The sequence below is a fragment of the Pseudomonas sp. Seg1 genome (assembly GCF_018326005.1).
Lineage (GTDB): Bacteria > Pseudomonadota > Gammaproteobacteria > Pseudomonadales > Pseudomonadaceae > Aquipseudomonas.
Genome location: NZ_AP021903.1, coordinates 2,191,976 through 2,203,216, shown reverse-complemented (window position 1 = coordinate 2,203,216; position 11,241 = coordinate 2,191,976). Strand labels below are relative to the sequence as shown.

General features: G+C 63.7%; 2 protein-coding genes. Both read right to left on the bottom strand.

The genetic code is table 11. The annotated features are described in order from the left end of the window. Positions 1–13 precede the first annotated feature (13 nt). A complete protein-coding gene (locus KI231_RS09805; protein ID WP_213028104.1) occupies positions 14–7,840 on the bottom strand; it encodes a non-ribosomal peptide synthetase in 7,827 nt (2,608 codons plus the stop codon). Further along, a complete protein-coding gene (locus tag KI231_RS09800) occupies positions 7,837–11,238 on the bottom strand; it encodes a non-ribosomal peptide synthetase (protein WP_213028103.1) in 3,402 nt (1,133 codons plus the stop codon). Before KI231_RS09800 ends, KI231_RS09805 begins: the two co-directional genes overlap by 4 nt. Positions 11,239–11,241: the final 3 nt, after the last annotated feature.

The window sequence follows — 11,241 nt, the reverse complement described above, 5'->3', positions numbered from 1 at the left end:
GCGTTTTTCCCTCTCAAGAAATCAGTTTTTCCAGATCATCGAGGGATAGACGTTTGAGGGCCTCCAGGGATTTAGCCAATTCATCCTGAACGGGCGACATTTCGACGCGCAAGGCCTCGATTCGCGCGCAGAACGCCTTGAGGGTATCGGTTTCGAACAATTCCTTGAGCGGCACCTTGTCGCCCAGACGCTCCTTGATCCGGGTCACCACCAGCGTGGCCAGCAACGAGTGCCCGCCGAGCTGGAAGAAGTTGTCGGCAAGGCCCACCTGCTCGACCTCCAGCACTTCCTGCCAGATCGTCGCCACTTCCCACTGCAAATCGCTTTGCGGCGCCTGATAGTGCTGCTGCGTCGGGCTGTCGCCCAGAGCCATCAACGCCTTGCGATCAAGCTTACCGTTGGGGGTCAACGGGATGGCGTCGATCAAATGCAAGTGGCCCGGCACCATGTGCGCCGGCAAGCGACTGGCCAGCGCGTTGCGCAGGCGTTCCGCCAACACCGTCTGATCGGTCACTGCCTGCGCCGCCACCACATAGGCATGCAGGTGTTTGCCGGCGGCACCGTCCTGAGCGAGGACCACGGCTTCGCGGATCTCGTCCTGCTCCAGCAGCCGCGCTTCGATCTCGCTGAGTTCGATACGGAAGCCGCGAATCTTCACCTGATGATCGGCCCGACCGATGTACTCGATATTGCCGTCACGGCCCTGACGCACCAGATCGCCGGTGCGGTACAGCCGCTCGCCGTTGCTGGCGTACGGGTTCGGCACAAAGCGTTCGGCGGTCAGCGCGGCGCGCATCAGATAGCCACGGGTCACACCGGCTCCGCCCAGGTACAGCTCGGCGGGCACGCCGCTCGGCAACACTTGTAATTGGCTGTCGAGCAAGTAGGCCACAGTGTTTTGCAGCGGTCGGCCGATGTTCGCCTGCCCTTGCGGCGTGCGCAGGGTGAAGGTCGAATAGGTGGTGTCTTCCGACGGCCCGTACAGATCGTAGACCTGCTGCACCGAGGTGCTCGCGTACAAGGTGTCGACCAGACTTTGCTTGAGCGGCTCACCGGCCAGATTGATGGTCGCGACCGAATGCGGAATCTGTCCGGCACGTTGCAGCGCGGCAATCGCCGACGGCACCGTGTTGATCAGCGTGACCTGTTCGCGAGCCGGCAAATCGGCCAGTGCCAGCGCGTTGTCCGCCAGCACCAGGCAGCCACCGCAAGCGAGGGTGACGAAGATTTCCCAGACCGACAGGTCGAAACAGATCGACGTCGACGCCAGCACGCCGCGCAACTGTTCTTCGCGATAGACCCCGGCCGACCACTGAATCAGCGCCGACAGGTTGCCGTGGGTGATCGCCACGCCTTTCGGTTTACCGGTCGAGCCCGAGGTGTAGATGACATAGGCCAGATTCTGCGCGGTGACATTCGCCTGCGGTGCGGTGATCGGGAACGCGCTCAAGGCGCCCTCTTCCACCAACAGCACCTCAGCGCTCAAGTTTTGTGGCAACAGCGCCAGTGCGGCGGGCTCGGTGATCAGCACGGCGGCGCGGCTGTCGTCGAGCATGTGCAGCAAGCGTTCCTGCGGATAGTCCGGATCCAGCGGCACATAGGCACCACCGGCCTTGAGAATCGCCAGCAGCGCGACGAGCATGTCCGGCGTGCGCCGCATGCACACCCCGACACGCACCTCCGGACCGACGCCCAGCGTTTGCAGCTTGTGCGCCAGGCGGTTGGCCCGGGCATCGAGGCTCTGGTAATCGATCTGTTGCTCGGCGAACAGCACCGCGTGTGCTTGTGGCTGACGCTGCACCTGCGCGGCGAGGTGTTCCAGCACCGTGCGGGCATCCGTTGCCGTGACGTCGGCCTTGCCCCAATCGATGGCCTGTTGCCGCTGCGGTTCTGCGAGCAATTGCAGCGCACCCAGTGGTTGCGTGGCATCGGCGAGGAACTGCGTGAGCAGGCTTTCGAGTTGTGCGCTCAACGCGCTGATCGCGGTCGCAGCGAAACTGGCCTGGTCATAACTGATCCCCAGACTCAGCTCGCGACCGGTGACCGCCACCAGCGTCAGCGGGTAGTTGGTCTGTTCCTGACGACGAATCGCCGAGAACGTCAGACCGGTCGCCGGGCCTTGTTGCAGGGCTTCGGCCATCGGGTAGTTTTCGAACACCAGAATGCTGTCGAACAACGCCCCGTTACCCGCACCGGCCCAACGCTGAATGTCGTAGAGCGGTGTGTGCTCATGCTCGCGCAGCGCCAGATTGACGTCCTGCACCTGTTGCAGCCACTGGCTGACGACCATCTCAGCGGAGGGCGCCGCCGCCACCGGCAAAGTGTTGATGAACAGACCGATCTGTTGCTCGACGCCCGGCAAATCCGTCGGGCGCCCGGCGACCGTCGCGCCGAATGCCACATTGTCCTGCCCGGTGTAACGCTGCAACAGTACCAGCCACGCCGCTTGCACCAAGGTGTTGAGGGTGACTTTCTGCTCGCGGGCAAAACGGTTCAGATCCGCCGTCAACGTCTCACTGAATACATGCTCGTGATCGGCGTAACCGCTGGCCACTTGCTGCGCGCCGGACAAGGCACTGGCCAGACGCGTCGGCTCATCAAGGTCCGCAAGGGCTGTCGTCCAGAAATCGCGACTGGCCTGCTGATCGCGCTGCCCCAGCCATTCGATGTAATCGCGATAACGCCCCTGCCCGGCCGCCGGGGTCATGCCGGCATAACGCTGCAGCACTTCGCCGAACAACTGCGACGTACTCCAGCCGTCCATGAGGATGTGATGGCAGGTGTAGATCAGGTGGTGCGTCGCCTCATCCGTGCGCACCAGGGTCACCCGCAACAGCGGCGCACCGGTCAGGTCGAAACCGCTGGCAAGATCTTCGCCGGCCAGTTGATCCAGTGCCGTGCCGAGGTCATGGCGACCGCGCCAGTCCTGCACGCGCCATGGCATCTGCGCACTCTGGCGCACCACTTGCACCGCAGCGGCGGCATCCTGTGGCCACACAAATGCCGTGCGCAGGATTTCGTGAGCATCAACGGTTTGCTGCCAGGCCTGATGGAAGCGCTCGGCATCGAGATGTTGCACATCGACGCGCAATTGGTTGGTGTAGGCCGGGCTGTGCGGATCGTTGACGCTGTGGAACAGAATGCCCTGCTGCATCGGCGACAGCGGATAGAGGTCGACGATGTCGCGGGCCGGAATAGGCAATGCCGAGAGTTGTGCCTGGGTCAGCGTTGCCAGACTGAAGTCCGACGGCGTGACAGCCGCCTCGCCACTGTCGCAGCAGTGTTCGATCAAACGCGCAAGCTCACGACGATAGGCCTCGGCCAGCGCCTCGACGGTTTCTGCGCGATACATGCCGGTGCCGAAGGTCCAGGTCAATTCCAGCTCACCGCCGTAGACCTGACCGTCAACGCTCAGCCAGTTACCCAACGGCGCGGCTGCGTCCTGGTTGGCCCCGGTGCTTTCACCGCTGGGCACGAACAGCGCGCCGGCGTCAGCGTTGAACGCGCCGTCGAACTGGCCGAGATAATTGAACGTCACGCGCGGCTGCGGCAATGCCTGCAACTCGGCGCAACGGCTCAAGTAGCGCAGCACACCAAAGCCGATGCCTTTGCCCGGCACCGCACGCAATTGTTCCTTGATCGCGCACAGCGACGCACCCGGCGTTGCCTCGGGGGTCAGGCGCACCGGGAACAGGCTGCTGAACCAGCCTACGGTGCGGCTCAGGTCGATGTCGTCGAACAGGTCTTCACGTCCGTGACCTTCGAGCTGAATCAATACCGACGGCTGTTCGCTCCAGTCGCACAACACCCGCGCCAGCGCCGTCAGCAACAGGTCGTTGATCTGCGTGCGATACGCCGCTGGTGCCACTTTCAACAGCTTGTGGGTCAGCGCCTGGCTCAGGCGCGAACTGGCGTGGGCGGCCTGTTCGCGGGTCTGCGTGTCCTGCGGAAAATCGCGCGGCAGTTGTGCGTCGCCGGCCTCCAGGGTCTGGCGCCAGTAGGCGCTCTCAGCGGCCAGCGCTGCGCTCTGCCCGTAACGGTGCAGATGCTCGGCCCAGCTGTGCAGCGAGCTGCTTTTGCCCGGCAGAACCAGCGGCGTACCCGCCGCCAGCGCGGTGTAAGCGTGCTGCAGATCTTCCAGCAGAATGCGCCACGACACGCCGTCGATCACCAAGTGGTGGATGACCAGCAACAAGCGTTGCTCGGCGTTCGGCAGGTTCACAAGCACCGCCCGCAGCAAATGGCCTTGTTGCAGATTCAGACTGCGCTGGGCTTCATCAGCAAGCGCAGGCAGCGCGTTCAGGCTGTCCAGCTCACGGACCCACAACTGCTCTGGATCACGCTGGGTCTGCGGCGTTGCCTGCCACACGTCGCCGGATGCCTGGAAATTCAGCGTCAACGCGTCGTGCTGTTCGATCAGCGCCGCCAGCGCTGTGCGTAGGTGAGCGGCGTCGAGCAGCGTGGTCGGTTGCAACATCACCGACTGGTTCCAGTGCTGACGCTGGGCGATCGGGGTTTCGAAGAACCGTGCCTGAATCGGCAACAATGGCAACGGTCCGCGAGCTGCCGGCGCCGCAGCCGCAACGGGTTTGGCTTCGATCAGTTTGGCCACGGCGGCCAATTGGCCGATGGTCTGTTTTTCGAACAGTTGCTTGGGGCTCAGCTTGATGCCCTGGCGTTTGGCCCGGGCAATGATTTGCAGGCTGAGGATCGAATCACCGCCCAGCTCGAAGAAGTTGTCGGTGCTGCCGACGCGCTCAAGCTTGAGGACATCGGCCCAGATTGCCGCGAGTTTCTCTTCGACTTCACCTTGCGGCGCGACGAAGTGCTGAGTGACCACGCCCGGCACCGGCAAGGCACGCTTGTCGAGTTTGCCGTTGGCCGTCAGCGGCAGTTGCTCGAGCAGGACGATCTGCGCCGGCACCATGTAATCCGGCAGGCACGCCTGCAATTGCTCGCGCAGCGCCTGTGCCGCTAACGAAGTGCCCGCGACCGGCACACACCACGCGACCAGTTGCAGACGCGTCGGGTCGTCATCCAGTGACAACGCCAGCACCGCCGCTTCACTGACGCCGTCGAGCCCGAGCAGCACGCGCGCCACTTCCGCCGGCTCCACGCGATAGCCGCGCACCTTGACCTGATCGTCGGCGCGGCCGATGAATTCCACCGTTTGCTGACGATTGCGGCGTACCCGGTCGCCGCTGCGATACACCCGCGCACCCGGCGTGCCGAATGGATCGGGCAGGAAGCGCTCGGCGGTCAGCCCCGGCTGATTCAGGTAGCCCAGCGCCACGCTGTCGCCACCGATATACAACTCGCCAGCCACCTGATCGGCGACGTTGTTCAGGACATCGTCGAACACGTAGACGTGAGCGCCGGTCAGTGCGCTACCGACCGGCACGCTGCGGGTGAGCGTCAGATCAGCGACTTCATGGGCCAACACGCCCACCGTGGTTTCGCTCGGCCCATAGTGGTTGATGATGCGGCAGCCCGGTTTGAGCTGACGCACGCGCTCCACCAGCGCCGGCGAGCACGCCTCGCCGCCGACGATCAGCGCGTGTTGCGGCAGCACGTCGGCTGCCCTTGCGGCCTGCAACAACGCGGCCAGATGACCGGGGACGATTTTCAGCATGCCCACCTGGTGCGTTGCCATGTAATCGGCAAACCGGTCCGGATCGAAACCCAGCTCTTCCGGCAAGACATGCAACAGGCGCCCGGAACACAGCGCGCCGAACAGCACGGTGAAACCCAGATCCGCAGCAATGGTCGAGACCAGCGCCATGCTGCTGTCCGCCGCCGGCGCCAGTCGCTCCAGCACACCGCGGACATAACTGCCCAGCGCGCCGTGGCTGACCAGTACGCCTTTGGGCTGCCCGGTGGAGCCGGAGGTGTGAATCACGTACGCCGCTGATTGAGCGCACAACGCCACGGCCGGACAGGTGTCCGGCATTGACTGCCACTGCCGCGCTGCGAACGCGATGCCCCGACAGCCGTCAACCGCCAACCCGGACACGCGCGCATCGCCTTCGATGCACAACAACAGCCGCGCCTGCGCCGCACCGAGCATCTGCTGCAAACGTGCGTCCGGCGCCTTGACGTCCAGCGGCATGTACACCGCGCCGGCCTTGAACACCGCCAGCACACAGGTCAGCCAGTCCAGCGAGCGCTCCATCAGCACCGCCACCGGCTCGCCGACGTTCACGCCCTGCGCCAGCAGATGATGGGCCAGACGATTGGCCGCCTGATCCAGTACCCGATAACTCAAGACCTGATTCAGGTCGCGGGCGGCCGGCGCTTCAGGCTGGCGGGCAACTTCACGATCCCAATGCTGCAACACCGACAGCGCCGGCGCGGCGGGTGCCGGAAGTGGCGCCGGCAAGGTCACCGCAACGCGGTGCAGTGGCGCTTGCGGCGCTTTCAACAACTCGCTGAACAAGCCGAGCAAGGCCGGCACAAAACCCTCGACCGTCTGCGGGCGATAGAGGTCGCTGGCATAGGTCATCTGGCCATGAATCAGCGTGCCGTCATCGGTGATGTCCAGCGCCAGATCAAAATGAGTACCGTCCTTGTCCAGCGGATATTCCGCCACGCTCAGCCCTGGCAGGGCCATCGAACGCTGCTTCTGCATGCCGACGTTCTGGTTGAACTTGGCCTGGAACAACGGGTTGTGGCCTAGGGTGCGTTCAGCCACCAACTCGTCCACCAGTTGCTCGAACGGCAGTTCCTGATGCGCCTGGGCACCGAACGCGGCTTCACGTACACGCGCCAGCAAATCCTCGAAACTGCCGCGCTCGTCCACCTCGCATCGCAGCACCTGAGTGTTGACGAAAAAGCCGATCAGCCCTTCGACCTCAGCACGGCCACGGTTGGCATTCGGCACCCCGACACGAATGTCGCGCTGCCCGGCCTGCCGCGACAGGAACAGCGAGAACCCGGCCAGCACCAGCATGAACAGACTGATGCCCTGGCTACGGGCAAAGGCGTTGAGTTGCAGGGACAACGGCGCACCGAAATCAAAACTCAGGGTCTGGCCCTCGAAGCTTTGCGTCACAGGACGGGCAAAGTCCGGCGCCACTTCCAGCAGCGGATGCTCTTCACCCAGTTGCTGGCGCCAGTAATCGAGTTGCCGTTCGCCCTCGCCGGCTTCCAGCCAGCGCCGCTGCCAGATCGCGTAGTCGGCGTATTGCAGCGTCAGTGCCGGCAATTGCGGCTCGCGTTCAAGGCTGAAGGCCTGGTAGCACTGGACGAATTCCTTGACCATCACGTCCATCGACCAACCGTCGGAGACGATGTGGTGCATGCTCACCACTAACACGAATTCTTCTTCGGCCAGCGCAAACAGGCTGGCACGCAACAGCGGCCCGTGGCGCAAATCGAACGGCCGCGCCGTGACGGTCTGCACCTGTTGCGCCAAGGCAGGCTCGCGCTCTGACGGCGGCAGGCTCGTCAGGTCGATGCGTTCCAGTGTCAACGGCTGTTGCTCAAGGATCACTTGATGCGGCTGATCACCGTCGGTCTGGAACACCGTGCGCAGAACTTCGTGACGCGCCACCAGATAATCGAACGAACGCTGCAACGCCGATTCGTCCAGACGCCCATTCAAGCGCAAGCCGGCGGCCATGTTGTAAGCGGCACTCTGCGGTTCGAGCTGCCAGAGAAACAGCAGGCGCTGCTGGGCAAACGACAACGGAATCTGCGCGACATCGTGACGACTGACCGGCAGCGGCAACAGGCTGAAGTCCTTGCCGTCTTCACGCAGCTTGGCCAAAAACAGCCGACGCTGTTCCAGCGGCAAGCCGACGAACCTTTTCGCGATGCGCTCCGCCATGGTGCCGCTCATACTTCCTCTCCTTCCAAAGCATTCATGAACTGATCCATGTCGGACCAGTCGTCGTTCGTTGCGCCGTCAGCCAGTTGCGCAAGCATTGCCGCCAGATCGGCCAGAACCGGTTTCTCGAATAGGCTGCGCAGCGGCAACACCACGCCCTGCAGGTTTTTCACCCGGGCGATGACTTGCGCGGCCAACAGCGAGTGGCCACCCAATTCGAAAAAGTGATCGTCCAGACCCACCCGCGACACTTGCAGGACATCCGCCCAGATCTGCGCCAGACACTGCTCGGCGTCCGATTGCGGGGCGCGATAGTCGCCCTGCAACTGCGCGCAATCCGGTGCGGGCAAAGCCTTGCGATCAAGTTTGCCGCTCGGCGTCAGCGGCAGGTTCGCCAGCAACAGCAGATGGCCCGGCACCATGTAGTCCGGCAGATCGGCTTGCAGCGCCGCGCGGATTTGCTGACGGAACGCCGCTTGCGTCGCCGCGCTGTCGAGCACGGCCTGATCGCTGACCACGTAGGCCACCAGTTGCAAGCCACCACTGAGCGGCACCGCCAGCACCACCGCCTCGCGGATGCCCGGGCACTGTTGCAGGCGCGATTCGATTTCGCCCAGCTCGATACGGAAGCCGCGAATCTTCACTTGATGATCGACCCGACCGACGTACTCCAACGCACCATCGGCGCGTAGTCGGGCGCGGTCGCCGGTACGGTACAGGCGCTGGCCGTCAGCGAACGGATCAGCGATAAAGCGCTCGGCGCTGAGCATCGGCTGACGGTGATAGCCACGCGCCAGGCCCGGTCCGCCGATATACAACTCGCCCACCGCACCTTGCGGCAGCAGGTTCAAATCATCGTCCAGCACGTACAAACGACGCGCGTCGAGACCTTGGCCGATCGGGATGCCGCGCCACGACACGGCGTCCGCCGTCAGTGCCGTGCAGTCATGAATGGTCGAAACCACCGTGGCCTCGGTGGGCCCGTAGGTATTGAGCAATCGCACATGGCCCAACCCGGCCTGTTGCCATAGACGCAAACCGTCCACCGCCATGGCTTCGCCGCCGACATGAATCTGCCGCAACGCAGCGAAACCGCTCGGTGGGTTGGCGGCGTATTCCTGCACCAGCCAATACCAGTAAGCGGCGGGCAAGTCGGCCAGGGTGATGCCGTGTTCGAGGATGACCTGATGCAACGCCGCGCTGTCCCACAACCGCGCATCACGCAGCACGACAGCAGCGCCGTGGCACAGTGGCGGGAAAAACTGCTCGACGAAGCCGTCGAAACTGCTGGTGGCGAATTGCAGGACCCGGTCGCCTTCACGCAGTTCGCTGTAATCGATGGCGCGGTCGATGAACTCGCTCAACGCGCCGTGACTGATCGCCACGCCTTTCGGGCGCCCGGTCGAGCCTGAGGTGTAGATCACGTAGGCGAGGTTTTGCGCCTCGACCGTCACCGAAAGATTGTCGACCTGCCCGTCATCGGCCAACTGCTCCAGACACAGGCAGTCGACACCGTCGAGAGCCGGCAGGCTGGCGAGGCTCTCGCGATCGGTCAGCAGCAGTTTCAGGCCACTGTCATCGAGCACATGGCGCAAACGTTCGGCCGGTGTTTGCGGATCCAGCGGCACGTAAGCGCCGCCAGCCTTGAGCACTGCCAGCAGCGCCACCGCCAGTTCCAGCGAGCGCCCCAGCGCCACACCGACCAGCACGTCAGGGCCGACACCGCGAGCGCGTAACTGGTGGGCCAGACGATTGCTGCGGGTGTTCAACTCGGCGTAGCTGAGTGACGGCGACGGCTCGGTCGCGAGGATCACCGCCGCTGCCTGCGGCGTTCGCGCTACTTGTGCTTCGAAGCGTGTTTGCACGCTGGCGAATAGCGGTTCGGCCTCGGTGCTCTGAATCAACTGCGCGTGCTCGACGTCCGCCAGCAGCGCAACTTCGCTGATCAATTGCTGAGGGTCACGGCACACTGAGGCCAGAATGTTGCGCCAATGTCCGGCCATCGCGGCGATGGTCGCGGCGTCAAAAATATCGGTGGCGTAGGTGAAGGCAGCGAACAGTTGCTCGCCCTCCTCGCGGGTGTCGAGCATCAGGTCACTGGTAGCGGCATGTTGGCGACCGCTGCCGGCCAGTTGCTCTTCAGTCAAATAGCCGACCTGCAACCCCGATTCCAGTTGCACATGCTGCAAATCGGTCACCAGCGGCTGGTGGTTGAACATCACCTGGAACAGCGGATTGTGGCTTTGGCTGCGCGCCGGTTGCAGGGCTTCGATCAACGCGTCGAACGGCAGCTCCTGATGAACCTGAGCACCGAGCGCGGCTTGACGCAGGTTCTGCAACAGATCGGCAAAACGCGTTTGCGCGGTGACTTCGCTGCGCAGGATTTGCGTGTTGACGAAGAAGCCGATCAGGCCTTCGGTTTCGCTGCGGGTGCGGTTGGCGATCAGCCCGCCGACACGAATGTCGGTCTGGCCGCTGTAGCGATGCAATAAGGTTTTGAACGCGGCCAACAGCACCACGAACAGGGTTACGCCCTGACGCTGGGCGAGGCTTTTCAGTTCCTGGCGCAGCGCTGCGTCGATGACCGTTTCCAGCCGCGCCCCCTGATGACTTGATTGCGCCGGATAGGCGCGGTCAGTCGGCAATTCAAGCACCGGGTGTTCGTCACCCAATTGCGCGCGCCAGTAATCCAGTTGCCGCTCGCGCTCGCCCGCCTCCAGCCAACTGCGCTGCCACAGCGCGTAATCGCGGTAATGCACGGTGAGTGCCGGCAACGATGGTTCGCGCCTCGCGACCAGGGCGTCGTAGGTGCGCATGAACTCGTCGATGAGAATATTCATCGACCAGCCATCGGCAATGATGTGGTGCAAGGTCAACAGCAGCACGTGCTCCTGCTCGGCCAGACGCAACAGGCGCAGGCTCAGCAGCGGGCCGTTTTCCAGGTCGAACGCCTGCGTGGCCTCGGCCATCATGTGCTGCTGCGCCAGAGGCCAACGCTGGGCCTCGGGGACGGCACTCAGATCGGTGATAGCCAGCTTCAGAGGCTGAGGCTCGGCGACGCGCTGAAAAGCGCGCTCGCCTTCCTGACCGAAGGTGGTGCGCAGGCACTCATGCCGCGCCGCCAAAAGGCTGAATGCCTGCTCCAGCGCCTGCGCTTGCAGATCGCCCGTCAGGCGCACGGCCATCGGCAAGTTGTAAGCAGCACTGTGCGGGTCCAGTTGCCAGAGAAACCACATCCGCTGCTGGGCATAAGACAGGCCGTCACGCTCGGCGATGCCGTCACAGGCGGTCATGGGAAGCTGCGCAAAATCGATGCCTTCGCGGGCCATGCCGGCGAGAAACAAACGGCGTTTGTCCTGCGGCAGTTCGATAAAGCGACGGGCTAGTTTCTGTGCGTCTGCGGCATTCATGCA

Coding starts and splice junctions, on each gene's coding strand:
- KI231_RS09800 (WP_213028103.1), bottom strand. CDS start 11,238: ATGAATGCCGCAGACGCACAGAAACTAGCCCGTCGCTTTATCGAACTG.
- KI231_RS09805 (WP_213028104.1), bottom strand. CDS start 7,840: ATGAGCGGCACCATGGCGGAGCGCATCGCGAAAAGGTTCGTCGGCTTG.